Source organism: Janibacter zhangyanbonis, assembly GCF_050507325.1.
GTDB lineage: Bacteria > Actinomycetota > Actinomycetes > Actinomycetales > Dermatophilaceae > Janibacter.
The window spans coordinates 1,798,351-1,820,918 of record NZ_CP191481.1 but is presented as its reverse complement, the minus strand read 5'-3'; the positions used below and the strand labels follow the sequence as shown (position 1 = coordinate 1,820,918).

The following is a 22,568-nucleotide window of genomic DNA, read 5'->3' as shown; positions in this document are numbered from 1 at the left end:
GCACGCGTCAAGGCGGCCCGCGGCGTCAGCGGACGAGGCGGTCGAGGAGCCGCTGCACCTCGGCGGCAGGGTCGTCGGTGAGCCCGCTGTGGACCGGCCCGGGTCGCACCACGGTGGACCGGGGGGCGCTCAGCCAGCCGAAGCGGCGCCCGTCGTCGCCGAGTCGCGGCAGCCCGCCGCCCTCCCGGCCGGAGGCGACCGCGCAGACCGTCCGCAGCGCGGCGTCGAGCTCGTCGAGGTCGAGATCGGGGGCGAGCGCACGCACCCGGTCGGCGTCGACGGCGAAGGCGGCCTCGAGGTGGTCGGCGGACTGGCTGCGCAGGACGATGCCGACGTTGATGAACTCCTCGCGCTCGGCCCGGGGGACGCAGCGCAGGACGACGTACTGGTAGGGGTGACGGGTCATCGGCCACCTCCGGGGAGCCAGGCGGAGGGGTGGTCGCGGCGGGCCGTGAGGTGCTGCACGTAGGCCTCTCGGACCGCATCGGGCGAAGGGAGGTGCTCCCCGGTCTCGAGCCACTCCGCGGGGACGAGGTCGACGATCGCGGCGAGCACGTCGTCGGTGAGCCGGGAGGCCAGGTCTGCGTGGGTCGGGGCGAGGTCGTCGACGAGGTCGGCGAGGACGTGGTCGCTGGCGTCGTAGGGCTGCCGGGCGAAGCGCGCGGCGTCGGGAGCACGGCGGGCCCAGGCGTGGTGGAAGTAGAGCGCGGCACCGTGGTCGATCACCCAGGGGTTGCCACCCCACACGAGGAGGTTGGGGTTGGCCCAGGTGCGGTCGATGTTGGCGGTGAAGGCGTCGAGCCAGACGATCGGTTCCGCCTGCTCGCGGGTCGCAGGCCGGCTGCCGTCGTAGCCGAAGCTGCCCGGCAGGTAGTCGAGACCGAGGTTGGTCCCGACGGAGGCCGTCAGCAGGTCCTGGACCTCCTCGTCGGCCTCGTAGCGGGCGATGTCGCGCGGCAGGTCGACGACGGCCAGGCGGGGGACCGGGATGTCGAGGGCGCGGGCGATCTCGCCGACGAGCACCTCCGCGACGAGCACCTTGAGCCCTTGACCGGCGCCGCGGAACTTCACGACGTACATGCCGAGGTCGTCGGCGTCGACGAGGCCGGGGAGGGACCCCCCTTCGCGCAGGGGGACCGCAAATCGGGTCGCGGTGACGGTCTCGAGCACGGCCCCAGACTATGCACGGTTTGCCCCGACCCCCGACTTCAGGCAATGGTGGAAGGCATGCTTCCAGGACGCCGCCCGCCCCACGACTACCTCGGCACCGTGATCGGCACGCCCGACCCCCGGGGGCTCGCCCGCTTCTACGCCGAGGTCCTCGGCTGGACGATCCACAGCGACGAGGAGGACTGGGCGACGATCGCGCCGGAGCGCTCCCACGTCTACCTCGGCTTCCAGCTCGAGCGCAACCACGTGGAGCCGGTGTGGCCGGCCCAGCCCGGTGACCAGCAGATGCAGATCCACCTCGACATCGAGGTGAGCGACCTCGAGGCCGCGGTCAGCGCCGCGCTGCGCCTCGGTGGCCGTCTGTCGGAGCACCAGCCGCAGGAGGAGGTCCGGGTGATCATCGACCCCGCCGGCCACCCCTTCTGCCTCTACGTCGGCGCACCCGAGCAGGCGGCGCAGACCCCGTCCTGACCGGTTCTCGAGGTGCGGGCGGGGTCGTGTCGCAGCGGATTTCGCACTCACGACATCCGCGTGTAAAGTTTCACGTCGTTGCCCCGGTGGTTCCCAACCGCCGGATGCACCACTCGTCCGGGTGGCGGAATTGGCAGACGCGCTAGCTTGAGGTGCTAGTGCCCGTATTAGGGCATGGGGGTTCAAGTCCCCCCTCGGACACAGATCGGATCGGCCCCTCGCTCCTCGGAGCGGGGGGCCGATCGCGTTGTCCGAGGGCGATCGCTGCCTGCGTCTGGTAGGACGGACGATCACACGAAGGGAGAGTGACGATGACCGATCCCCGCATCGAGCACGCGGCCGAGGTGGTCCGGCGGGCAGTCGCCGAGGTGACCTTCCTCGGGCTCGACGAGAGCCTGGCCGTGGCGGAGGCGCTGCGCGATGCCGGGTGCCTGCCCGACCCCGCCGTGGCCTGGGAGCAGGGCTTCGAGGCCGGCCGCGAGATGGCCCGGCAGTGGGGCGATGCGCAGTGGTGGACCCTCGGCGAGGAGCCGGCCAACCCCTACCGCGCCCCCTGACTACCACCCGGGGCACGTACGCTGCCGACATGAGCGAGACCACCGCGCCCGAGCAGGAGGTCGTGCGCATCTGCCGCGACCTGCTGCGGATCGACACGAGCAACTACGGCCCCGGCCAGGACGGCCCGGGGGAGCGCGAGGCCGCCGACTACGTCGTCGCCCAGCTGCGCGAGGTCGGCCTCGAGCCCCAGGTCTTCGAGTCCGAGCCCGGTCGCACGACCGTGGCGGTGCGCATCGCCGGCGCCGACCGTGACCGCGGCGCCCTGTGCATCCACGGGCACCTCGACGTCGTGCCGGCGCACGCCGAGGACTGGAGCGTTCCCCCCTTCGACGGCGTGGAGCGTGACGGGTGCCTCTGGGGCCGCGGCGCGGTCGACATGAAGGACATGGTCGCGATGATGCTCGCCTGCCTGCGGCACCTCGCGCGGACCAGCACGGTCCCGCCGCGCGACCTGCTCTTCGTCTTCTTCGCCGACGAGGAGGCCGGTGGCGTCCTCGGCAGCCAGTTCATGGTCCGTGAGCACCGCGAGGTCTTCGACGGCGTCACCGAGGCGATCAGCGAGGTCGGTGGCTACAGCGTCACCGTCGACGACGCGAAGGGGGAGCCCCGCCGGGCCTACCTCCTCCAGACCGCGGAGAAGGGCATCGCCTGGCTCAGGCTCGAGGCGAAAGGCACGGCCGGTCACGGCTCCGTCCCGACCTCGGACAACCCGATCGTCCACCTCGCCGAGGCCATCGCCCGGATCGACGCCCACAAGTGGCCCCGTGAGTTCATCGCCAGCGTCCGCGGCCTGCTCGACGGGCTGAGCGAGCTCACCGGTGTCGGCTACAGCGACGAGGACGCCGAGGCGCTGCTCGAGCGGATCGGGCCGGCCGCCGGCTTCGTCCGCGGCGCGCTGCAGGACACGGCCAACGTCACCATGCTCGACGCCGGCTACAAGCACAACGTCGTACCGCAGACCGCGAGCGCCTCGCTGGACTGCCGCTTCCTCCCCGGCCACGAGGAGGACCTCATGGCGACCATCCGCGAGCTCGCCGGGGAGCACGTCGAGGTGGTCGTCGACCACCGTGACATCTCGCTGGACGCGCCCTTCGACGGCGAGCTCGTCGACAGGATGCGCGCCGCGCTGCTCGGGGAGGACCCGGAGGCGACGATTCTGCCCTACTGCCTCTCCGGCGGGACGGACAACAAGGCGCTCGAGGCGCTCGGGGTCGTCGGCTACGGCTTCGCGCCGCTGCGGCTGCCCGCGGACCTGCCCTTCGCCCCGATGTTCCACGGGATCGACGAGCGGGTGCCGCTGGAGTCCCTGGAGTTCGGTGCGCGGGTGCTGTGGCGCCTCGTCGAGGACTGCTGACGTCCCGGCTCAGGGAGTGGGCAGCATCGGCGGGCGTGGCACGCGGATGATCTTGCGCCGCAACCATGCCCGCTGCTTGCCGCTCATGTAGACGACCGTGCGGTGCAGCTCCCACCGGCCGTACTCGGCGTGGTCGGCCAGCTCCTGACGGATCGCGGAGCGTGCGGCATCGCGCGGGAAGACGATCGTGCGGAACTCGTACTCAGCCATCGGTGCCATTGTCGCCCATGACGGGTAGCGTCATGCCCATGAGCGACCCGCGCCCCGCCCTGAACCAGCTGATCGCCGCCTTCGAGCGTCACCTCGAGGCCTCGTCCCAGCGTCGCGGCGAGGACGACCCGACGGTCGTCGCCGCCTACGAGGACCTGGCCGATGCCTTCGAGGCCTACGACGACGCCCTCCACGACGCGACCGGCGAGATGACCCCGCTGGTCGTCGTCGACGAGCAGTTCATGGTCGACGACGATGACGAGTCGGACGACGACTACGACGACGACGAGGACGACCAGTCCTACTCGGGTCTCGACGACGAGGACTACGACCGGGACGACGACCGGTCCTGAGCCCGGTGGCTCACAGCCAGCCGGAGCGCTTGAAGAGCCGGTAGAGCCCGAGGCAGATGAGCACCATCGCCAGCAGGGCCAGCGGGTAGCCGTAGTAGACCTCGTGGCCGGAGACGTCGACGCTCGCGGTGAGCTCGGGCATCCCCTCGAAGTTCATGCCGTAGACGCCGGCGACCATCGTCGGCAGCGCCGCCATCGCGGCCCACGCCGAGATCTTGCGCATGTCCTGGTTCTGCTGCACGCCGACGAGCGCGAGGTGCGCGTTGAGCACGTCGGAGAGCAGCCGGTCCTGGGACTCGGTGTTGTCGATGACGAGGGTGACGTGGTCGTAGACGTCGCGGAAGTACAGCCGCAGCTCGTCCGTCGGCACCGGGGTGTCGACCCCGATGAGCTGGGAGAGCGGACGGCTCAGCGGGACCGCGGCTCGCTTGAACTCCAGCACCTCGCGCTTGAGGGCGTAGATCTCCTCGGTGTCGACCTGCTCGTCGGGTGAGAAGACCCTGGCCTCGATGTCGTCGAGGTCGCGCTGCAGCTCGTCCTCGATGTCGAGGTACTGGTCGACGACGAAGTCGATGATCGCGTAGAAGACGCCCCACGGGCCGTGCTGCAGCGCCTCGTGGTCGTCGGTCTCGAGTCGGCTGCGCAGACCGGCGAGCGGGCTGGCCTCGCCACGGCGGATGGTGACGATGTAGCCGGGGCCGATGAAGACCATGATCTCGCCGGACTCGACGTCGGACGTCGCCTCGACGTAGCGCAGCGGACGCAGCACGACGAAGTGACCGTCGCCGTAGCGCTCGACCTTCGGCCGCTGGTCACCCTTGACCGAGTCCTCGATGGCGAGCGGGTGCAGCCCGAGCTGCTCGGACACCTCGTCGAAGGTCTCGGAAGATGGGTCGCGCATGCCGATCCACAGGAAGTCACGACTGCCCTGCGTCCGGATCTCGTGGAGGCTGGCTCCGATGTCGGTGCAGGGGAGGCGGCGCCCGTCGCTGTAGCGGGCCTGGTCGACGATCACCCGGGCATCGTCTCAGGCGCAGCGCCCGGGGCGCCTAGTGTGAGGGGCGTGGCGTACTGCATCCTCATCCGGCACGGACGGTCGACGGCCAACACGAAGGGAGTGCTGGCGGGCTGGACCCCCGGCGTCTCCCTCGACGAGACCGGCCGGCAGCAGGCCGCCCGGCTCGTCGAGCGGCTGGAGGACACCCCCTTCGTCCACGTCGCGACCTCGCCGCTGCAGCGCTGCCGCGAGACGGCCGAGCCGCTGCTCGCGGCGCTCGGGCTGGAGGCACAGGTCCACGAGGGCCTGGGGGAGTGCCGCTACGGCGCGTGGACCGGTCGGGCCATCTCCGAGCTCGCCAAGGACCCGCTGTGGCGGGTCGTGCAGGACACACCGAGCCGGGTGACCTTCCCCGCCGGCGACGACTACGACGGTGAGTCGATGCAGGCGATGTCCGACCGCGCCGTCGCGGCCGTCCGAGAGATCGATGCCGCGGTCACGGCCGAGCACGGTGCGCACGCGGTGTGGGCCGCGGTCAGCCACGGCGACGTCATCAAGGCGGTGCTCGCCGATGCCGTGGGCACCCCGCTCGACGACTTCCAGCGGCTGCACGTCGACCCGGCCTCCATCTCCGTCGTGCACTACACCGAGAGCCGGCCGATGCTGCTGCGCAGCAACGACACCGGCAGCTCCGCGCTGAAGCCGCCGCCCCCTGCTCCGGACACCCCGGCAGCGGGGGACGCGGTCGTCGGCGGCGGGGCAGGACTAGGGTCGACGTCATGACCGTCGTCGAGTTCGACCCCCCGGAGCGCTTCGTCCTGGGCACCGTCGGCCCACCCGGGCAGCGGACCTTCTTCCTGCAGGCCAGCGACGAGAGCCGACGCGTGCAGGTGTCGCTCGAGAAGCTGCACGCCCAGGTCCTCGCCGAGCGCATCGGGGAGCTGCTCGACCAGGTCGCGGGGCTCGAGGCGACCGTCGCGGCCGCGGCCGAGGCGGCCGACAACGCCCCGCTCGACACCCCGATCTCCGAGGACTTCCGCGTGCAGGCCCTCGCCCTGTCGTGGGACGACGACCGGCACGTCGTGCTCATCGAGGCCCACGACCACGACCCCGACGAGGTCGACGAGCTCGAGGCCACGCCCGACCTCAACAGCCTGCGGGTGTCGCTGGGGCCGGCGCAGGCGCGTGCCTTCGCCCGCCGGTGCGAGACGGTCGTGCGCGCCGGGCGTCCGGCCTGCCCCTTCTGCGGTGGGGCGGTCGATGCCGACGGGCACATCTGCCCGCGTGCCAACGGCTACAAGCGCTGACGGTGGCGTCACCCCCTTCGCTCACCGACGGGGAGCTCGTCGTCCTCGGACGGCACCCGTTGGCGAGCAATGCCGTCTTCGTCGCCGAGGTGCGCTCAGCCGGCGGGCCCGCGGTGACCGTCGCCTACAAGCCGGTCGACGGCGAGCGCCCGCTGTGGGACTTCCCCGACGGCTCGCTCGCCGCCCGCGAGGTCGCCGCGTGGCGCACCGACGCCCTCGGCGGCTTCGGGCTCGTGCCCGAGACCGTGTGGCGCGACGGACCGGCCGGGCCGGGCTCCGTCCAGCGGTGGGTCGGTGAGCCGACGAGCCTGTGCCCGACGCCGGTGGCCGTCACCCCACCCGGTGCCGTGCCCGAGGGCAATCTCGTCGTCCTCGAGGGGGAGGACGAGACCGGTGCGCCCCTGCTGCTGTCGCACCCCGACGACTCCCGGCTGCGTTCGATGTCCGTGCTCGACGCGGTGCTCAACAACTCCGACCGCAAGGGCGGTCACGTGCTCGAGCACGACGGAGGCTTGTGGGGGATCGACCACGGAGTGAGCCTCCACGAGGAGCCCAAACTGCGGACCGTGCTGTGGGGCTGGGCAGGTGACCCGCTCACTGCTGGGGACCTCGAGCGCCTGTCGCGTCTCGACGGCGAGCTGTCGCGACCCGAGGTGGTGGCCGAGCTCGTCGAGCTCATCACGCCGACCGAGATCGAGGCGCTGCGGGGCCGCGTCGAGAGCCTGCTGACCACAGGCTCGCACCCGGTGCCCACCGGCGACTGGCCGGCGATCCCGTGGCCTCCGCTGTGAGGCCGCACCGCGTCTCGGGCGCTGGCGTGATCACCTCGCCGACCTCGTAGGCTGTCCGGGTGAGAGCCTGGCCTGCACCCCACCTGCCCGTCGTCCCCGGAGAGCCGATCTCCCTTCGCCTCCACGACGTGGCCCGGGGCGAGGTGGCCCCCGTCGAGCCCGAGGGCACGGCGAGTCTCTACGTGTGCGGCGTGACGCCCTACGACACGACGCACATGGGGCACGCGGCCACCTACGTCACCTTCGACGTCGTCGGTCGCGCGCTGCGCGACGGTGGGCGCGCGGTGACCTACGTGCAAAATGTCACCGACGTCGACGACCCGCTCTTCGAGCGGGCCGCGCGCGACGGGGTCGACTGGCGTGACCTCGGCAGCGACCAGATCGCCCTCTTCCTCGAGGACATGACCGCACTCGGCGTCATCCCGCCGGACCACTTCATGGGCGTCATGGAGTCGATGCCGACGATCATCGCCGCGGTCCAGCGGCTCGTCGCGCTCGGGGTGACCTACGAGGTCGTCGAGGACGGCGTCCGCGACACCTACCTCGACCTGGCCGCCGCCGGCGGACTGGGCGAGCTGAGCCACCTCGACCGCGATACGATGCTCGCCTTCTCCGCCGAGCGCGGCGGCGACCCCCAGCGCCCCGGCAAGCGCGACCCGCTCGACCCGATGCTCTGGCGCGGCGAGCGTCAGGGCGAGCCCGCCTGGGACGCAGGCGAGCTCGGCCGGGGGCGTCCCGGCTGGCACATCGAGTGCACGGCGATCGCCATGGAGCACCTCGGTGACCACGTCGACGTCCAGGGCGGCGGGACCGACCTCGTCTTCCCGCACCACGAGATGTCGGTCGTCCAGGCCGAGGCGATCACGGGGGAGCGGCCCTTCGCCCGGCACACGGCGCACCAGGCGATGGTCGCCTACGACGGTGAGAAGATGAGCAAGTCCAAGGGCAACCTCGTGCGGGTGTCGACCCTGCGCTCGGAGGGCGTCGACCCGATGGCGATCCGCCTCGTCCTGCTGGCGCACCACTACCGCGGTGAGTGGGAGTGGACGGCCGAGGACCTCACCCGCGCCCAGGAGCGCCTCGAGCACTGGCGCGCCGGGCTCTCCACCGATGGTGGCCCCGATGCGACCGCGACCATTGCCGCGATCCGCGAGGCCGTCGCCGACGATCTGGACACCCCCACCGCGCTGCGGGCGGTCGACGCCTGGGCCGAGCAGTCGCTCGCGGGCCCGGGCGAGGTGCGCTCCGCGCCCGGCGAGCTGGCGCGGGCGATCGACGCCCTCCTCGGCATCCGCCTCTGAGGCGGTCAGGCGGGGTTGTCGGTGCCGTCGCCGCGACGACGGAGGTAGCGCTCGAACTCCTTGGCGATCGCGTCGCCGCTCGCCTCGGGCAGCTCGGACGTGTCCTGCGCGCTCTCGAGGGCCGAGACGTACTCGGCGACGTCCTCGTCGGTGCTGGCCAGCTCGTCGACGCCGCGCTCCCAGGCCTGCGCCTCCTCCTCGAGGTCACCGTGGTCGATGACCGTGTCGAGCAGGTCCTCGAGCTGGCTGAGCAGGGCGAGCGAGGCCTTGGGGCACGGGACCTGAGAGGTGTAGTGCGGCACGCTCGCCCAGGCCGAGATCGAGACCATCTCCGCCTGGTGGGCCCCGTCGGCCACGACGCCCGTGATGCCGGTGGGGCCCTCGTAGCGGGCGGGCTCGAGGTCGTGCTTGTAGGCGACCGCCTCGTCCTCGCTCGTGCACACGACGGGGATGGGCCGGGAGTGGGCGACGTCCGCGAGCAGGGCACCGAGGGTGATGACGGTCGTGACGCCGTTGGCCGCGGCGAGGTCGAGCAGCTCGGTGGTGAAAGCACGCCACCGGAAGGAGGGCTCGATGCCGGTGACGAGCAGGACGTCGCGCCCGAGGCTGTCGGGGGAGGCCAGCAGGATGCGCGTGGTGTTCCAGTGGATGCCGCGCCCCTGACCCTGGTTGATCACCCGCGGGCGGGTCACCTGGAAGTCGTAGTAGTCCTCCGGGTCGATGGCCGCGACGGTCTCGGCGTCCCACAGACTCCCGAGGTGCTCGATCGCCCGGGAGGCAGCCTCGCCGGCGTCGTTCCAGCCCTCGAAGGCGCAGATCATCACCGGGTCGTGCAGCTCGGGCAGGTCCTCGATCTCGATCACGACCACCACCCTACGACGCGTAATCTTGGCGCCTGTGAGCACCGAGCCCGCCGCCCTGCCCGCCGCCGTCCTGTGGGACATGGACGGCACCCTCGTCGACACCGAGCCCTACTGGATCACCGCCGAGCACGAGCTCGTCGAGGAGTTCGGCGGTACGTGGACCCACGAGCTGGCCGTCCAGCTCGTCGGCAACCCGCTCCTCGTCTCCGCGCAGTTCATCCTCGACAACTCGCCCGTCGACCTGCCCGCCGAGGAGGTCGTCCACCGGCTGCAGTCCCGGGTCGTCGAGCAGATCGCCCAGGAGGTGCCGTGGCGCCCCGGAGCACGTGAGCTGCTCGCCGCGTGCCGTGAGCTCGACATCCCGCAGGCGCTCGTGACGATGTCGTGGACCGACCTCGCCGGTGCCGTCGTCGAGGCCACCGAGTCGGGCTCCTTCGGCCTCATGGTCACCGGTGACCTCGTGACCCACGGCAAGCCGCACCCCGAGCCCTATGCCACCGCTGCGGAGAAGCTCGGCGTGCACCCGGCAGCCTGCATCGCCATCGAGGACTCGCCGACCGGCGTGCGCTCCGCGACGGCTGCCGGCGTGCCGACGCTCGCCGTGCCGCACATCGTCGAGATCCCGGACATCCCGGGCTCGGTCCGCGTCGACACGCTCGCCGGGCTCACCCCCTTCGACCTGGTGCCGCTGGCACTGGGGGAGGTCGCGCGGCCCTAGGGTCGCGCGGCGTCCGTGGTCTCCTCCGTCGCAGGCGAAGGGGGGAGAGGCGGCGGTGTCCCGCCGAAGGCCGGGCACAGCGCCTTGAAGTCGCACCAGCTGCACAGCCGCGACGGGTTGGGCCGGAAGTCGCCGGTGGCCGTGGCCTGCTCGATCGCCTGCCACACGGCGCGCACGTTGCGCTCCAGGGCCAGCAGGTCGGCCTCGTCGGGGACGTAGCGGATGACCTGGCCGTCGCGCAGGTAGACGAGCTGGAGCAGGTCCGGCACCCGTCCCGTGGTGCGCCAGTGCACGAGGCCGTAGAACTTCATCTGGAAGAGCGCCTTGCCCTCGAAGCGCTCGGAGGGGGAGCGGCCGGTCTTGTAGTCGACGATGCGCACCTCGCCCGTCGGCGCCACGTCGACCCGGTCGATGATGCCGCGCAGGGTCAGCCCGTCCACCTCGACCTCGACCTTGACCTCACGTCGAGACGGCTCGAGCCTCGAGGGGTCCTCGAGGGTGAACCACCGCTCGACGAGCTTCGCCGCCTCGGCGAACCACGACTCCTCGGTGAGGGCTGCATCGTCGAGGATCATCTGGGCGAGCTCGGGCCGGTCGTCGACGAGCGCCTGCCACCGGCCAGGCAGCAGCCCGACAGCAGCCTCCGGAGTGCGCTCGGCCGCGGGCAGGTCGAAGAGCTCCTCGAGCACGGCGTGCACGAGGGTGCCCCTGGCCGCCGCCGGTGACGGTGCCTCGTCGAGCCGGTCGATCGAGCGGAAGCGGTAGAGCAGCGGGCACTGCTTGAAGTCGGCCGCCCGCGACGGCGAGATGCTCGGGGTCACTCCGGCGCGTAGCCGAGGTTGGGCCCGAGCCAGCGCTCGGCCTCGGCCAGGGTCCAGCCCTTGCGCTCGGCGTAGCTCTCGACCTGGTCCTTGCCCAGCCGGCCCACGACGAAGTACTGGCTGTCGGGGTGGCCGAAGTACCAGCCGGACACCGAGGCGCCGGGCCACATCGCCATGCCCTCGGTGAGCTCGATGCCGATCTCGTCGACGTCGAGCAGCTTCCACAGCGTCTGCTTCTCGGTGTGGTCGGGGCAGGCCGGGTAGCCGGGTGCGGGTCGGATGCCCGCGTACTGCTCCTTGATGAGCTGACGGTTGTCGAGCTGCTCGTCGGGGGCATAGCCCCAGATCTCGGTGCGGATCCGCTCGTGCATGCGCTCGGCGAAGGCCTCGGCGAAGCGGTCGGCGAGCGCCTCGAGGAGGATCGCGTTGTAGTCGTCGTTGTCGGCCTTGAACTGCGCGATGCGCTCCTGCGCGCCGATGCCGCCCGTCACCGCGAAGGCGCCGACCCAGTCCTTGATGCCCGTGTCCCGGGGGGCGACGAAGTCGGCGAGCGACCGGTTGGGCACGCCCGCACGGTGCTGCCCCTGCTGGCGCAACATGTGCAGGGTGTGCGCGACCTGGGAGCGCGACTCGTCGGTGTAGATCTCGATGTCGTCACCGACGGCGTTGGCGGGGAAGAGCCCGATGACACCCTTCGCCGTCAGCCAGCGCTCCTCGATGATCCGGTCGAGCATCGCCTGCGCCTCGTCGTAGAGCTTGCGCGCGACCTCGCCCGTCGCCGGGCTGTTGAGGATGTCGGGGAAGGACCCCTTGAGCTCCCAGGCGTTGAAGAAGGGCTGCCAGTCGAAGTACTCGCGCAGCTCGGCGAGGTCGTAGTCGACGAAGACCTGCCGGGTCGGGCTCACGCCCGACAGGTGCGGCTGCTCGGCCGACCAGTCGACGGGCGTGCGCGCCTCGAGGGCCTCCTCGTAGGACAGCAGCGGTCGGTCGCCCTGCTTGTTGGCGTGCCGCCGACGCAGGGCCTCGTAGTCGGCCGAGACCTCCTCGAGCAGCTGGGGCTTCGCCGTCGGGCTGAGCAGCTGGCTGACCACCGGGACCGAGCGCGAGGCGTCCTTGACCCACACGACCGGCCCGTCGTACTGCTGGTCGACCTTGACGGCCGTGTGGGCGCGCGAGGTCGTCGCACCACCGAGCAGCAGCGGGATGTCGAAGCCCTGGCGCTGCATCTCCGAGGCGACCCCGACCATCTCGTCGAGCGACGGCGTGATCAGGCCCGACAGGCCGATGACGTCTGCGTCGTGCTCCTTGGCCGTCTCGAGGATCTTCTGCGTCGGCACCATGACCCCGAGGTCGATGACGTCGTAGTTGTTGCACTGCAGCACGACGCCGACGATGTTCTTGCCGATGTCGTGGACGTCGCCCTTGACCGTCGCCATGACGATCAGGCCCTTGGAGCGGCTGGCGTCGCCGGGCTTCTTGGCCGCCTCGATGAAGGGGATGAGGTGGGCGACGGCCTTCTTCATCACCCGGGCCGACTTCACGACCTGCGGGAGGAACATCTTGCCCTCGCCGAAGAGGTCGCCGACGACCCCCATGCCGTCCATGAGCGGCCCCTCGATGACCTCGAGCGGCTCGCCGCCGGCCTCGTCGATCTCGACGCGCAGGGCCTCGGTGTCGTCGACGACGTGGGTGTCGATGCCCTTGACCAGTGCGTGCGTGATCCGCTCGCGAAGGGGGAGCTCGCGCCACTCCTCGGTCGCGGCCTCCGCGACGGCACCGCTGCCGCGGTGCTCCTCGGCGATCTCGAGCAGGCGCTCGGTGGAGTCCTCGCGCCGGTTGAGCACGACGTCCTCGATCCGCTCGCGCAGCTGCGGGTCGAGCGTGTCGTAGGGGACGAGGGCGCCGGCGTTGACGATGCCCATGTCCATGCCCGCCTCGATGGCGTGGTAGAGGAAGACGGCGTGGATCGCCTCGCGCACGGGGTTGTTGCCGCGGAAGCTGAAGGAGACGTTGGAGACGCCGCCGGAGACGAGCGCGTGCGGCAGGTTGTCCTTGATCCACCGGGTCGCCTCGATGAAGTCGGTGCCGTACTCGGCGTGCTCCTCGATGCCCGTCGCCAGGGCGAAGATGTTGGGGTCGAAGACGATGTCCTCGGCGGGGAAGCCGACCTCCTCGGTGAGGATCGTGTAGGCCCGCTGGGCGATCTCCTTGCGCCGCTCGAGGTTGTCGGCCTGCCCCTCCTCGTCGAAGCCCATGACGACGATCGCCGCGCCGTACTTGCGGCACAGCCGGGCCTGCTCGACGAAGGGCTCGACGCCCTCCTTCATCGAGATCGAGTTGACGATCGGCTTGCCCTGGGTGCGCTGCAGGCCGGTCTCGATGACGTGCCACTTCGACGAGTCGATCATCAGCGGCACACGCGAGATGTCCGGCTCGGAGCCGACGAGGTTGACGAAGGTGCCCATGGCGGCCTCGCCGTCGAGCATCCCCTCGTCCATGTTGATGTCGATGACCTGGGCGCCGCTCTCGACCTGCTGCTGCGCGACCGCGAGGGCGGCCGGGTAGTCGTCGGCCTCGATGAGCTTGCGGAACTTCGCCGAGCCGGTGACGTTGGTCCGCTCGCCGACGTTGACGAAGAGGCTGTCGGCGGTGACGTTGAAGGCCTCGAGGCCCGACAGGCGCAGGGCCGGCTCGACCTCGACCGGGACGTGCGGGGGAGCGGCGGCCGCCCCCTTCGCGATGGCGGCGATGTGCTCGGGGCTGGAGCCGCAGCACCCGCCGAGCAGGTTGACCAGCCCGGAGGTCGCGAACTCCGCGACGAGGCCGGCCATGTACTCCGGGTCCTGGTCGTACTCGCCGAAGGCATTGGGCAGCCCGGCGTTGGGGTAGGCCGAGATGAAGGTGTCGGCGACCCGGCCCAGCTCGACGACGTACTGGCGCAGCTCCTCGGCGCCGAGCGCGCAGTTGAGCCCGACGGCGAGGGGCTGGGCGTGGCGAACGGAGTTCCAGAAGGCCTCGGTCGTCTGCCCGGTGAGGGTGCGGCCGGAGGCATCGGTGATCGTGCCCGAGATGATGACCGGCCAGCGCCGCCCGTGCTCCTCGAAGAGCGTCTCGAGGGCGAAGATCGCGGCCTTGGCGTTGAGCGTGTCGAAGATCGTCTCGACGATGAGCAGGTCGACCCCGCCCTCGACGAGGCCGCGGGCCTGCTCGAGGTAGGCGTCGACGAGCTCGGTGAAGGTGACATTGCGCTTGCCGGGGTCGTTGACGTCCGGCGAGATCGACGCGGTGCGGTTCGTCGGGCCGAGCGCACCCATGACCCAGCGCGGCCGCGACGGGTCCTGGGCGGTGAACTCGTCGGCGGCCAGACGGGCCAGCCGCGCAGCCTCGACGTTGATCTCCCGGGAGAGGTCCTCCATGCCGTAGTCGGCCATCGAGATCCGCTGCGCGTTGAAGGTGTTGGTCTCGATGAGGTCGGCACCGGCCTCGAGGTACTGCCGGTGCAGCTCGGTGATGAGCTCGGGCTGGGTGAGCACCAGCAGGTCGTTGTTGCCCTGCAGGTCGCTGCCCCAGTCGGCGAAGCGCTCCCCGCGGAAGTCCGCCTCCGACAGCCCCTGCCGCTGGATCATCGTCCCCATCGCCCCGTCCATGATCAGGACACGCTGGGCCAGCGTCTCCTTCAGCTCGGCGGTGGCGTCGGGGCGAAGGGCGGTGTCGGTCACCTGGTCGATCCTTGTGCACAGGGGGCGGTGGACCACTCATTATCCCCATTCACCCGCCTCGCCTAGGGTCGTGTCCATGGCGGCGCCCCTCGACGACACTCCCCGCGGCATCCGCCTGGCGACGATCGGCGGCGTGCCGGTCTTCCTCGGCTGGTCCTGGCTCCTCATGGGCGGGCTGATCCTCCTGCTCATCGGCCCCTCGGCCGCCCGCGTGCACGGCCCCGCTGTGGGCTACGGCGTCGCCGCCGTCTACGCCCTGGCCCTCCTGCTGAGCGTCCTCGCCCACGAGGCGGCGCACGCGGTGACAGCCCGCACCTTCGGCCACACCGTGCACCGGGTCGTCGCCGACCTCTGGGGCGGGCACACGACCTTCGAGGCGACGCGCGGCACGCCGGCGACGATGGCGGCCATCGCGATCGTCGGTCCGCTGACCAATGCGCTCCTCGGCATCGTCTGCTTCCTGCTGGCCGCGGCGCTCGGCGACGGTCTCGTCGCCTCGGTGCTCGGCGGCATCGCCTTCGTCAACGGTGCGCTCGCGGTGCTCAACATGCTGCCCGGCCTCCCGCTCGACGGCGGTCAGGTCGTCGAGTCCCTCGTCTGGGGCGTGACGGGAGACCAGGGCCGGGCCCGGGTGGCCGCCGGCGTCCTCGGCCGGGTCCTCGTCGTCGCCATCGTCGTGGGGGTCGTGGTCCTGCCGCTGCTGCGTGGCCAGCAGCCCCAGCTGTCGACGATGGTCTGGACGATGTTCATCGCCGCCTTCCTGTGGTCGGGCGCCTCCTCGGCCATCGCCCACGGTCGGGCGATGGGCCAGCTCGGCCGGCTCGACGTGCCGAGCCTCGTCGAGCCGGCGGCGCCCATCGGGCTCGACGCGCCCGTGGCGGAGCTGACCTCCCTTCGCGCCCTGCCGGTGGTCGTGGCGGCCGACGGCAGCCCCGTCGGTCTCGTGGACCACGACGCCCTGCGGGCCGTCCCGCCGACCGCGGTGGGCACGACCCCCGTCTCCGCCGTCGTGGCCCGCGCCCCGCAGGGGTGGGCCGTCGAGCTGACGCCCGGCCACGAGGCCACCGACCTCGTCCGTGGCTTCCAGGAGTCGCGTTCGCGGATCGTCGCGGTGAGCGAAGGGGGAGTGCTGCGGGGCATCGTGCGAGTCGAGCGGGTCAACGCAGCCCTGGCGCGCAACTAGACTCGCCCACCATGACCGCCACCGGATCCGCCTACCGTCGCGGCCCCTTCCGTGAGGGTGACCGCGTGCAGCTGACCGACCCCAAGGGGCGGATGCACACGATCACCCTGACGCCGGGCAAGCAGTTCCACACCCACCGAGGGCACGTCAAGCACGACGACCTCATCGGCGCCCCCGACGGGTCGACGATCACCAACACGGCCGGCACCGAGTACCTCGTGCTGCGGCCGCTGCTCTCCGACTACGTCATGTCGATGCCGCGCGGCGCCGCCGTCGTCTACCCCAAGGACGCGGGCCAGATCGTGGCGATGGCCGACGTCTTCCCGGGCGCCACGGTCGTCGAGGCCGGAGTCGGCTCCGGTGCCCTGTCGATGTCGCTCCTGCGCGCGGTCGGCGACACCGGTCGGGTCCTGTCCTTCGAGCGCCGCGCCGACTTCGCCGAGATCGCGACGGCGAATGCCCGCGCCTTCTTCGGCGAGGACCACCCGGCGTGGACCGTGTCCGTCGGCGACCTCGTCGAGTCGCTGCCCGGGGCGGTCGAGCCCGGCACCGTCGACCGGGTCGTCCTCGACATGCTCGCCCCGTGGGAGTGCCTCGAGGTCGTCGCCGAGGCGCTCGCGCCCGGTGGTGTGCTCATCTGCTACGTCGCCACGGCCACCCAGCTGAGCAAGGTCGCCGAGGCGATGCGCGACTTCGGCACCTTCACCGAGCCCGAGGCGTGGGAGTCGCTCGTGCGCGGCTGGCACCTCGAGGGTCTCGCCGTGCGCCCGCAGCACCGCATGCACGGGCACACCGGATTCCTCATCACGACCCGCCGGCTCGCCCCTGGCGTCACCCCGCCGATGCGCAAGCGTCGCCCGGGCAAGGGCTACGCCGCCCAGGAGGGCGACGAGAGCACGGCTCCGGCCGAGGTGCCACCGGGCGCCGACGACGCCGAGTGGACCTCCGAGGCCCTCGGGGAGCGGGTCGCGTCGGAGAAGAAGATGCGCAAGCTCGCCCGAGGCGTGGTCCCCCCGACGCCGCGATAGGGCGAAGGGGGAGACTGGAGGCAGCCGACACCCCGGCCCGAAGGGAGCACGACGATGACGACCGAGCCCACGCCCCAGGACGTGCGGGCCCTGCAGGACAAGCTGACCCAGCAGAAGTCGCAGATGGCGACCGTCGCCTCGCAGAACGAGCGCCTCGTGCGCACGCTCAAGGACGCCCGGCAGCAGATCGTCACCCTCCGGGAGGAGATCGAGCGGCTGGCCCAGCCCCCTTCGTCCTATGCCGTGGTCGTCGACGTCAACGACGACGGGACCGCCGACGTCCTCTCCGGCGGCCGCAAGATGCACGTCGCCGTCTCGCCGGCGGTCGAGACCGGTGAGCTCGGGGTGGGTCGTGAGGTGCGGCTCAACGAGGCGATGAACATCGTGTCGGTGCACCCCGAGGACGTCGCCGGCGAGGTCGTCGTCGTCAAGGAGGTCCTCGACGACGACCGCCTCCTCGTGCTCATGCGCCAGGACGAGGAGCGGGTCGTGCGCAGCGGCGGCCGGGTGACCGGCAAGCAGGTGCGCGTCGGCGACGCCGTGCTCGTCGACCAGCGCAGCAACATCGCCGTCGAGCGGATCCCGCGGGCCGAGGTCGCCGACCTCGTTCTCGAGGAGGTGCCCGACCTCGACTACGACGACATCGGTGGCCTCAGCACGCAGATCGAGGCGATCCGCGATGCCGTCGAGCTGCCCTACCTGCACGCCGAGCTCTACGAGCGCCACCAGCTCAAGGCGCCCAAGGGCGTGCTCCTCTACGGCCCGCCCGGCAACGGCAAGACGATGATCGCCAAGGCGGTCGCGGCCTCGCTGGCGCGCAAGGTCGCCGAGCGGACCGGGCAGGACAGCGCGACGGCCTACTTCCTCAACATCAAGGGCCCGGAGCTGCTCAACAAGTACGTCGGCGAGACCGAGCGGCACATCCGGCTGATCTTCCACCGCGCTCGGGAGAAGTCGAGCGACGGCACCCCCGTTGTCGTCTTCTTCGACGAGATGGACAGCCTCTTCCGCACCCGTGGCTCCGGCGTCTCCTCCGACGTCGAGACGACGATCGTCCCGCAGCTGCTCGCGGAGATCGACGGTGTCGAGGGCCTGGACAACGTCATCGTCATCGGCGCGACCAACCGCGAGGACATGATCGACCCGGCGATCCTGCGTCCCGGGCGCCTCGACGTGAAGATCAAGATCGAGCGGCCGGACGCCGAGGGTGCCCGCGACATCTTCAGCAAGTACCTCACCGCGGAGCTGCCCCTGCACCCCGAGGACCTCGAGGAGCACGACGGCGACCGGCAGGCCACCGTCGAGGGGATGATCGAGGCGGTCGTCGAGCGGATGTACGCCGAGAGCGACGACAACCAGTTCCTCGAGGTGACCTATCAGGGCGGCGACAAGGAGATCCTCTACTTCAAGGACTTCAACTCCGGCGCGATGATCCAGAACATCGTCGACCGGGCCAAGAAGGCCGCGATCAAGGACCTCATCACGACCGGCGCCGAGGGCCTGCGGGTCGGCCACCTGCTCGACGCGTGCATCGCGGAGTTCAAGGAGAACGAGGACCTGCCCAACACGACCAACCCCGACGACTGGGCGCGCATCTCGGGCAAGAAGGGCGAGCGGATCGTCTACATCCGCACGCTCATCGGCGGCAAGTCCGGTGCCGCGGAGCCGGGCCGCTCGATCGACACCGGCACGCGCACCGGGCAGTACCTCTAGGCGCAGCGCGCCCGGACGCAGTCCACGGGGTTCACAGGACGACGACGAGTCCGGCGGCGATGCCCAATGTGAGCGCGAGACCGCAGGCGCCCGCGAGCGTGCCGAGCGCGATGCCGCCGAGCCGCGGCAGCCAGGACCGCTGCACGGCGACGACGACGACGAGCACTGCGAGCAGGAGCGTCCCGACGGCGACCGGTGTCGCGAGGAAGGCGGCGAAGACCAGCGTGTCCTTCGGCGTGAGGGTGCACCCGAAGCCGAGCCCCTCGCACTGACCGCCGGCGTTGGCGTCGGGTGCGACGACCCAGGCGACGCCCCAGCACGCGATGGCGAGCAGCAGCCAGACGCCGAGAGTCACCACCGCGCGGCGACCGCGGTGCGGCGCAGGGGGAGGGGTCATGCCGGCCGTGTCAGGCGATCAGACTCACGGCGAGCCACATGAGCGTGACGGTCGCGGCCACCGTGGCGACGCCGACGAGGCTCGACACGTTGCCCAGCGCGCAGGCGCTGCGCCCCGGCAGGGCTCGCGCATGCGCCCCGCCCAGCGCGACCGCGAGCCCGACGACGAGCGCGGGCACGAGGAAGGGAGCGGCCACGACCAGGAAGTACGGGAGGAGGTAGCCGATCCCCCCGCCGATCTCGGGGGGCAGCAGCCGCGCCGCCACGATGGGCAGGATGACGGGTGTCACGAAGAGCCAGGCCACGACGGCCGCCGAGGCCCCGGCGGCACGGAGGCATCGAGAGCCCTTCGTGGTGGTGTCCATGAGGTCAGACTAGTCCTGCGGCCGAGGGTCCTCGGGCGTGCGCGGCTGGCGGATGTCCAGCTCCTCGGCGACCCGGTCCCGGTCGCCGGGCGGGACGACGCCGCGGCCGCGTGTGCGGTCGGACGGACCGTGCAGGTCCTCGAGGCCGAGCGGGTCACCCACGCGGGTGTGCTCGACCGGCGGGCGGCCACGTCCCCGGCGCGGGTCGCTCGTCGGCTCCGGGCGCCGACGGTCCAGGAACCACAGCACCAGGCGCCACCCGACGAGCGTGACGCCGAGGAAGATCGTGGCCACGATGACGAAGGGCAGGGCCGTGCCCTGACCGACCATGTCCCGCAGGGCCATCCCGCCGAAGACCGTGGCGATCCAGACGGTCAGGCCGTGCCACCAGCGGGTCGGCCAGGTCTGGCTCGACAGGGCCACCACGGCCCAGCCGAGAGCCAGGCCGACGAGGAAGGGCCAGGCGGTGCCCCACCAGCCGGCCGGGTCGAGCGGCTCGGCGTGGGTACGCCGGCCGATGAGAGTGAAGACCGCGACGACGAGCACGTCGAGACCGGCCGCGAGGGCGGTCCGCCGACCGGGCGACACCAGGGCCTCGTCGCGCTCACGCACCGCGACCGCCCTCGACGAGGTGGCGTCGGATCTCGGTGACGAGCTCGTGGCGTGCCTGCGCCCCGCTGCGTGCCACCCCGGGGAAGCTCGCGAAGCCGTGCGGCAGCCCGAGGTAGTTGGTGACCCGCACCTCGACGCCGGCGGCTCGTAGCGCGTCGGCGTAGCGGAGTCCGTCGTCGCGGATCGGGTCGAGGTCGGCGGTCTGCACCAGCGCCGGGGCGACCCCGGAGACGTCGCCGAAGAGAGGCGAGACGACCGGGTCGGCGTAGTCGATCGCGTCGTCGGCCTCGCCGATGTAGAGCGAGCGGAAGGCGATGATCTTGGCCTCGGTGAGGATCGCCCCCTCGGAGTGCTCGCGGATCGAGGGCGAGGCCATCGTCAGGTCGGTGGCCGGGTAGATCAGTGCCTGGTGGCGGATGACCGGCTCGCCCGTGGCCGTCCGCAGGTCGCGCAGCTGCTGGGCGACGATCGCCGACAGGTTGCCGCCGGCGGAGTCACCGCACAGGCCGATGCGGTCGTAGTCGACCCCGTGGTCGGCGTGCTCGTGGAGCCACCGGACGACGTCGATCGCATCGTGGGTCGCCGTCGGGGCCCGGTGCTCGGGCGCCATGCGGTAGTCGACGCTCACGACGACGGCGTCGAGCTCGGCCGCCAGGTGGGCGCACAGCGGGTCGTACATCCGGGTCGACCCCTGCACCCAGCCACCACCGTGGAGGTAGACGAGGAGGGGGCGGTCCTCCCTTCGTCCGGCCGGCGTGTACCAGCGAAGGGGGATGCTCGCGCCATCGCGCACCGGTGCGCTGCCGTCGTCGATCGTCACGTCCGCGGGGACGCGCCCGGTGATCCACGAGAAGGGAGCGGACGTCGGGTAGACCTTGGCGCGGGCCGCCCGGATGTCCTCGAGCGTCGCGTCGACGATCGAGACCCGACCGATGTTGTCGAGGAAGGTCGTCAGGGTCGCGACGAGCGGCGGCAGGCCGGGGTAGGGGCGCTTCACGGGTGCTCCTCGTGCAGGTGGTGGGCGATCTCCCCGATGAGCTCTTCGAGGGCCGGTGCGGCGGCCGGGGCCAGCCCCGGGAAGGTCTGGTAGCCGTGCGGCGCCCCGCGGTAGGTCGTGTGGCGGACCTCGACCCCGGCCTCCCGCAACGCCTGCGCGTAGGCATCACCGTCAGGACGAAGGGGGTCGACCTCCGCCGTCTGCACGAGCGCCGGCGGCAGGCCGGCGAGATCGCCGAAGGCGGGGGAGACGATCGGGTCGCGGTCGTCGCCCTCCTCGCCGAGGTAGAGACTGCGGAAGGACCGCAGCATGTCGGGCGTGAGCACGGGGTAGCGCTGCGTGAGCAGCTGGAGGTCCTCGGTCTCGCGGTCGGAGAGGTCCGGCGCGGGGTAGACGAGCGCTTGGTGCCGCAGGCCGGCGAAGCCCTCGTCGCGCAGCGTCTGCGCCACGACGGCGGCGAGGTTGCCGCCGGCCGAGTCGCCCGTGACCCCGACGGCATCGGTGCGTGCCCCGATCTCGGCCGCGTGCTCGATGGCCCAGCGGGTGGCGTCGAGGCAGTCGTGGGCGGCCAGGGGAGCGCGGTGCTCGGGGGCCATGCGGTAGGCGACGGTCACGACGACGACCTGCGCCTGCGCGGCGATCTGCGTGCACAGCGGGTCGTAGACACCCATGTGGCCGAGGACGAAGCCCCCGCCGTGGAAGTGCATGAGCAGCGGGAGCGGCCCGTCGGCCTCGGGGCGGTGGACCCGGACCTTGATCTCGTGGCCGTCGCGGACGGTGATCCGCTGCGTCTGCGAGGTCACGTCGCGCTCGGGGCGGCCGAAGAACCACGTGTACGGCGCGCGCATCGGGATGTTGGCGCGCATCCGCGACAGCTGGGCGGCCGTCATCTCCTCGGCGGGCACGCCCTTGCGGGTCAGCCACCCCAGCACCCGCGTCCGCCACGGCATCCACGTCGAAGTCACGGGCTCATTCCAACACGGCCCACTGGCTCTCGAGGCTCCTTCGTCGCACCTCGACCACCGGGGGTGGCCGTCCTCGACGTCGAAACTCGCTGGTGCACCGCCGGCCGCTGCACGAGCATGGCCGTCATGGAGCTGGCGACCCCGACCCTGCTGACCGAGCGGCTGCGGCTGCGTCCGGTGGAGGACGAGGACGCCGGCTTCCTCTGGGAGCTGATGTCCTCCCCCTTCGTCCTGCGCTACTGGGACGAGCCGCCGTGGAGCGATCCGTCGCGGGCCCAGGGGTTCGTCGACCGGTCCCGCAGGGCTGCGGCCGAAGGGAGCGGTGCGCGGGTGATGGTGGAGAGGGTGGCGGACGGTGCCCGCCTGGGGTGGTGCGGGCTGAGCAGCTGGGACCCGACCTTCCGCAGCGCGGAGCTGACCCTGTGCTTCGGGGAGACGTCCTGGGGGCACGGCCACGCGACCGAGGCAGCGGCGGCCCTGCTCGACTGGGCCTACGACGCCCTCGACCTCAACCGGGTCCAGGCCATGGCGGACACGCGCAACATCGCCTGCGGGCGGGTCCTGCACAAGCTGGGCTTCGTCCACGAGGGCACGCTCCGGGAGGACTGCGTCGTCGACGGTGTCGTCTCCGACTCGTGGGTCTTCGGGCTGCTCGCGAGGGACCGCACCTAGGGTG

25 protein-coding genes and 1 tRNA gene are annotated in these 22,568 nt (G+C 71.7%); 14 read left to right on the top strand and 12 right to left on the bottom strand.

Features of this window, described 5'->3' with window-relative positions:
- Positions 1–25: 25 nt before the first annotated feature.
- Both ACQBJO_RS08895 and ACQBJO_RS08890 read right to left on the bottom strand, forming a co-directional pair.
- Entirely contained in the window at positions 26–406 is a 381-nt protein-coding gene (locus tag ACQBJO_RS08895; protein ID WP_421008322.1) for a DUF3037 domain-containing protein, read from the bottom strand.
- Entirely contained in the window at positions 403–1,170 is a 768-nt protein-coding gene (locus tag ACQBJO_RS08890) for a HipA family kinase (protein ID WP_421008321.1), read from the bottom strand. The genes ACQBJO_RS08895 and ACQBJO_RS08890 overlap by 4 nt, the downstream gene beginning before the upstream one ends.
- 57 nt (positions 1,171–1,227) lie before the next feature.
- Here ACQBJO_RS08890 and ACQBJO_RS08885 point away from each other — a divergent pair, with 57 nt between their 5' ends.
- The 4 genes from ACQBJO_RS08885 (at position 1,228) to ACQBJO_RS08870 (ending at position 3,553) form a co-directional block, all read left to right on the top strand.
- Positions 1,228–1,641: a VOC family protein gene (locus tag ACQBJO_RS08885; RefSeq protein ID WP_255183458.1), complete on the top strand. Its 414-nt coding sequence runs from the start codon at positions 1,228–1,230 to the stop codon at positions 1,639–1,641.
- Between the two features lie 115 nt (positions 1,642–1,756).
- A tRNA-Leu gene (locus ACQBJO_RS08880) sits at positions 1,757–1,842 on the top strand.
- A gap of 110 nt (positions 1,843–1,952) precedes the next feature.
- Entirely contained in the window at positions 1,953–2,198 is a 246-nt protein-coding gene (locus ACQBJO_RS08875; RefSeq protein WP_255183457.1) for a hypothetical protein, read from the top strand.
- A gap of 29 nt (positions 2,199–2,227) precedes the next feature.
- On the top strand, positions 2,228–3,553 hold the full coding sequence (locus tag ACQBJO_RS08870; protein ID WP_255183456.1) for a M20/M25/M40 family metallo-hydrolase: 1,326 nt from the start codon (positions 2,228–2,230) through the stop codon (positions 3,551–3,553).
- A 9-nt stretch (positions 3,554–3,562) separates the two neighbouring features.
- On the opposite strand, the gene ACQBJO_RS08865 is transcribed toward ACQBJO_RS08870, so the two are convergent.
- Positions 3,563–3,763, bottom strand: a complete 201-nt coding sequence (locus ACQBJO_RS08865; protein ID WP_421008320.1) for a DUF5703 family protein — start codon at positions 3,761–3,763, stop codon at positions 3,563–3,565.
- A gap of 38 nt (positions 3,764–3,801) precedes the next feature.
- Here ACQBJO_RS08865 and ACQBJO_RS08860 point away from each other — a divergent pair, with 38 nt between their 5' ends.
- Positions 3,802–4,116, top strand: a complete 315-nt coding sequence (locus ACQBJO_RS08860) for a primosomal protein (protein WP_421008319.1) — start codon at positions 3,802–3,804, stop codon at positions 4,114–4,116.
- A gap of 10 nt (positions 4,117–4,126) precedes the next feature.
- Here the strand turns inward: ACQBJO_RS08860 and corA are convergent, their stop codons facing one another.
- Positions 4,127–5,131 carry a magnesium/cobalt transporter CorA gene (gene corA, locus ACQBJO_RS08855; RefSeq protein ID WP_421008318.1) on the bottom strand — a complete coding sequence of 335 codons (1,005 nt, stop codon included), beginning with the start codon at positions 5,129–5,131 and terminating at the stop codon, positions 4,127–4,129.
- A 48-nt stretch (positions 5,132–5,179) separates the two neighbouring features.
- Between corA and ACQBJO_RS08850 the strand changes: the two genes are divergently transcribed.
- From ACQBJO_RS08850 to mshC, 4 genes are read left to right on the top strand one after another with little or no spacing between them, the layout of a single operon-like run.
- The gene (locus ACQBJO_RS08850) at positions 5,180–5,896 is read left to right on the top strand and encodes an MSMEG_4193 family putative phosphomutase (RefSeq protein WP_421008317.1); all 717 of its coding nucleotides are present in this window, start codon (positions 5,180–5,182) and stop codon (positions 5,894–5,896) included.
- The gene (locus tag ACQBJO_RS08845; protein ID WP_255183452.1) at positions 5,893–6,420 is read left to right on the top strand and encodes a DUF3090 domain-containing protein; all 528 of its coding nucleotides are present in this window, start codon (positions 5,893–5,895) and stop codon (positions 6,418–6,420) included. Before ACQBJO_RS08850 ends, ACQBJO_RS08845 begins: the two co-directional genes overlap by 4 nt.
- 2 nt (positions 6,421–6,422) lie before the next feature.
- On the top strand, positions 6,423–7,211 hold the full coding sequence (locus tag ACQBJO_RS08840) for an SCO1664 family protein (protein ID WP_421008316.1): 789 nt from the start codon (positions 6,423–6,425) through the stop codon (positions 7,209–7,211).
- Between the two features lie 59 nt (positions 7,212–7,270).
- On the top strand, positions 7,271–8,512 hold the full coding sequence (gene mshC, locus ACQBJO_RS08835) for a cysteine--1-D-myo-inosityl 2-amino-2-deoxy-alpha-D-glucopyranoside ligase (RefSeq protein WP_421008315.1): 1,242 nt from the start codon (positions 7,271–7,273) through the stop codon (positions 8,510–8,512).
- A 5-nt stretch (positions 8,513–8,517) separates the two neighbouring features.
- Here mshC and ACQBJO_RS08830 read toward each other — a convergent pair whose 3' ends face one another.
- A complete protein-coding gene (locus ACQBJO_RS08830; protein ID WP_255183449.1) occupies positions 8,518–9,375 on the bottom strand; it encodes a PAC2 family protein in 858 nt (285 codons plus the stop codon).
- 79 nt (positions 9,376–9,454) lie between these two features.
- Between ACQBJO_RS08830 and ACQBJO_RS08825 the strand changes: the two genes are divergently transcribed.
- Positions 9,455–10,093, top strand: a complete 639-nt coding sequence (locus tag ACQBJO_RS08825) for an HAD family hydrolase (protein WP_430407175.1) — start codon at positions 9,455–9,457, stop codon at positions 10,091–10,093.
- On the opposite strand, the gene ACQBJO_RS08820 is transcribed toward ACQBJO_RS08825, so the two are convergent.
- Both ACQBJO_RS08820 and metH read right to left on the bottom strand, forming a co-directional pair.
- Positions 10,090–10,914, bottom strand: coding sequence for a RecB family exonuclease (locus ACQBJO_RS08820; RefSeq protein WP_421008314.1), 825 nt, complete (start codon positions 10,912–10,914; stop codon positions 10,090–10,092). The genes ACQBJO_RS08825 and ACQBJO_RS08820 overlap by 4 nt on opposite strands.
- Positions 10,911–14,633, bottom strand: a complete 3,723-nt coding sequence (metH, locus tag ACQBJO_RS08815) for a methionine synthase (protein ID WP_430407095.1) — start codon at positions 14,631–14,633, stop codon at positions 10,911–10,913. The genes ACQBJO_RS08820 and metH overlap by 4 nt, the downstream gene beginning before the upstream one ends.
- Positions 14,634–14,709: 76 nt before the next feature.
- On the opposite strand from metH, the gene ACQBJO_RS08810 reads away from it, so the two are divergent.
- Genes ACQBJO_RS08810 through arc form a run of 3 tightly spaced genes read left to right on the top strand, consistent with a single transcriptional unit; the run spans position 14,710 to position 18,557 of the window.
- Complete coding sequence (locus ACQBJO_RS08810; protein ID WP_421008313.1) at positions 14,710–15,816, top strand: site-2 protease family protein; 1,107 nt, start codon at positions 14,710–14,712, stop codon at positions 15,814–15,816.
- Positions 15,817–15,827: 11 nt separating this feature from the next.
- Positions 15,828–16,844 (top strand): tRNA (adenine-N1)-methyltransferase, encoded by a 1,017-nt coding sequence (locus ACQBJO_RS08805; RefSeq protein WP_255183444.1) that lies wholly within the window; start codon positions 15,828–15,830, stop codon positions 16,842–16,844.
- A gap of 54 nt (positions 16,845–16,898) precedes the next feature.
- Positions 16,899–18,557, top strand: a complete 1,659-nt coding sequence (arc, locus tag ACQBJO_RS08800; RefSeq protein ID WP_068315979.1) for a proteasome ATPase — start codon at positions 16,899–16,901, stop codon at positions 18,555–18,557.
- 31 nt (positions 18,558–18,588) lie between these two features.
- Here arc and ACQBJO_RS08795 read toward each other — a convergent pair whose 3' ends face one another.
- From ACQBJO_RS08795 to ACQBJO_RS08775, 5 genes are read right to left on the bottom strand one after another with little or no spacing between them, the layout of a single operon-like run.
- Positions 18,589–18,954, bottom strand: a complete 366-nt coding sequence (locus ACQBJO_RS08795; RefSeq protein WP_421008312.1) for a hypothetical protein — start codon at positions 18,952–18,954, stop codon at positions 18,589–18,591.
- 10 nt (positions 18,955–18,964) lie between these two features.
- On the bottom strand, positions 18,965–19,318 hold the full coding sequence (locus tag ACQBJO_RS08790; protein ID WP_421008311.1) for a hypothetical protein: 354 nt from the start codon (positions 19,316–19,318) through the stop codon (positions 18,965–18,967).
- Between the two features lie 9 nt (positions 19,319–19,327).
- Positions 19,328–19,930, bottom strand: coding sequence for a DUF3054 domain-containing protein (locus ACQBJO_RS08785; protein WP_421008310.1), 603 nt, complete (start codon positions 19,928–19,930; stop codon positions 19,328–19,330).
- Positions 19,923–20,927: an alpha/beta hydrolase gene (locus ACQBJO_RS08780; protein WP_421008309.1), complete on the bottom strand. Its 1,005-nt coding sequence runs from the start codon at positions 20,925–20,927 to the stop codon at positions 19,923–19,925. Before ACQBJO_RS08780 ends, ACQBJO_RS08785 begins: the two co-directional genes overlap by 8 nt.
- A complete protein-coding gene (locus ACQBJO_RS08775) occupies positions 20,924–21,892 on the bottom strand; it encodes an alpha/beta hydrolase (protein ID WP_421008308.1) in 969 nt (322 codons plus the stop codon). Before ACQBJO_RS08775 ends, ACQBJO_RS08780 begins: the two co-directional genes overlap by 4 nt.
- Positions 21,893–21,955: 63 nt before the next feature.
- Between ACQBJO_RS08775 and ACQBJO_RS08770 the strand changes: the two genes are divergently transcribed.
- On the top strand, positions 21,956–22,564 hold the full coding sequence (locus ACQBJO_RS08770) for a GNAT family N-acetyltransferase (RefSeq protein ID WP_255183437.1): 609 nt from the start codon (positions 21,956–21,958) through the stop codon (positions 22,562–22,564).
- Positions 22,565–22,568 lie beyond the last annotated feature (4 nt).

Bases quoted from the DNA above. Each gene is read 5' to 3' on its own strand.
- ACQBJO_RS08895 (WP_421008322.1), bottom strand. From the start codon at position 406: ATGACCCGTCACCCCTACCAGTACGTCGTCCTGCGCTGCGTCCCCCGG.
- ACQBJO_RS08790 (WP_421008311.1), bottom strand. From the start codon at position 19,318: ATGGACACCACCACGAAGGGCTCTCGATGCCTCCGTGCCGCCGGGGCC.
- ACQBJO_RS08875 (WP_255183457.1), top strand. From the start codon at position 1,953: ATGACCGATCCCCGCATCGAGCACGCGGCCGAGGTGGTCCGGCGGGCA.
- ACQBJO_RS08825 (WP_430407175.1), top strand. From the start codon at position 9,455: ATGGACGGCACCCTCGTCGACACCGAGCCCTACTGGATCACCGCCGAG.
- ACQBJO_RS08860 (WP_421008319.1), top strand. From the start codon at position 3,802: ATGAGCGACCCGCGCCCCGCCCTGAACCAGCTGATCGCCGCCTTCGAG.
- ACQBJO_RS08885 (WP_255183458.1), top strand. From the start codon at position 1,228: ATGCTTCCAGGACGCCGCCCGCCCCACGACTACCTCGGCACCGTGATC.
- ACQBJO_RS08795 (WP_421008312.1), bottom strand. From the start codon at position 18,954: ATGACCCCTCCCCCTGCGCCGCACCGCGGTCGCCGCGCGGTGGTGACT.
- ACQBJO_RS08810 (WP_421008313.1), top strand. From the start codon at position 14,710: ATGGCGGCGCCCCTCGACGACACTCCCCGCGGCATCCGCCTGGCGACG.
- ACQBJO_RS08845 (WP_255183452.1), top strand. From the start codon at position 5,893: ATGACCGTCGTCGAGTTCGACCCCCCGGAGCGCTTCGTCCTGGGCACC.
- ACQBJO_RS08865 (WP_421008320.1), bottom strand. From the start codon at position 3,763: ATGGCTGAGTACGAGTTCCGCACGATCGTCTTCCCGCGCGATGCCGCA.
- arc (WP_068315979.1), top strand. From the start codon at position 16,899: ATGACGACCGAGCCCACGCCCCAGGACGTGCGGGCCCTGCAGGACAAG.
- ACQBJO_RS08805 (WP_255183444.1), top strand. From the start codon at position 15,828: ATGACCGCCACCGGATCCGCCTACCGTCGCGGCCCCTTCCGTGAGGGT.
- ACQBJO_RS08870 (WP_255183456.1), top strand. From the start codon at position 2,228: ATGAGCGAGACCACCGCGCCCGAGCAGGAGGTCGTGCGCATCTGCCGC.